The organism is Vibrio sp. 10N.222.52.C12, from assembly GCF_041474215.1.
Classification (GTDB): domain Bacteria; phylum Pseudomonadota; class Gammaproteobacteria; order Enterobacterales; family Vibrionaceae; genus Vibrio; species Vibrio crassostreae_C.
This window is the reverse complement of sequence record NZ_JBFRTR010000229.1, coordinates 1751-2700: the sequence shown is the minus strand read 5'-3', so window position 1 is coordinate 2700 and position 950 is coordinate 1751. Positions and strand designations below refer to the sequence as shown.

Below are 950 nucleotides of genomic sequence, written 5' to 3'. Positions count from 1 at the left end.
TCATCAAACAGCATCACTTCCGGATCAACCGCTAACGCTCGAGCAATTGCCGCTCGTTGTTGTTGTCCACCGGATAAATGACCTGGGTAGTAATCTTTGCGCTCATACAAGCCTACTTTTTTAAGTAGTAGTTCTGCATTTTCAATCGCTTGAGCTTTAGGTACACCTAATACGTGAACGGGTGCTTCGATAACATTTTCGAGAACGGTCAGGTGAGACCAAAGATTGAAGCCTTGAAAAACCATCGCTAAGCGTGAACGGATACGCTGTACTTGTTTTTCGTTGGCAGGAACAGATACGCCTTGGCGGTTGTTTTTCATTTGAATTAATTCGCCATTAACCCAAATCTCGCCTGCAGTTGGTGTCTCTAAAAGGTTGATACATCTAAGGAAAGTACTTTTACCCGACCCTGAAGATCCGATAATCGATACAACATCGCCTTTATGCGCAGAAAGTGAAATTCCCTTTAAAACTTCATTTTGACCAAACGTTTTGTGTAGATCCTTTATGTCCAGCGCTGGTACATCTTTCATGCGCTTTCTCTCCCAAGTTTGTGAAAATGCAAGGTACTCCGACCTTTTCATGCGATACAAACTAGCACCACACGAAACAACATGCAACAAATTATTAACCTGATAAATTGGAATAAATAGCGATTCACTCTGACTTATTATGCAAAAGGTAGCGTTTTCGCCTCAATTTAATGAATGAGTTCTATCAATAAGCTGCAATTACACCCCTTACATTGTTTAAATAAAGTTAATCAAAATGAGATTCACGTAGCTTGATGTCTCACAAGAAAAACAAGTTTTGTGAACTTAGATACGCCGAGATCTGCAAAATATAATCTGCACGCTCAACACTACATACACACCGTAAGGCACAATTATTTTAAGGTTATTACATTGTAAGCATTTCACTCGGAACAGTTGGGAAGCAAGTAATAGTGA

The 950-nt window shown here is 39.9% G+C and carries 1 protein-coding gene; it reads right to left on the bottom strand.

Going from position 1 to position 950, the window contains the following annotated elements:
• A partial coding sequence (locus tag AB4623_RS23975; protein ID WP_372147519.1) for an ATP-binding cassette domain-containing protein occupies positions 1 to 533 on the bottom strand: 533 nt, incomplete at its 3' end.
• Between the last annotated feature and the right edge of the window lie 417 nt (positions 534 to 950).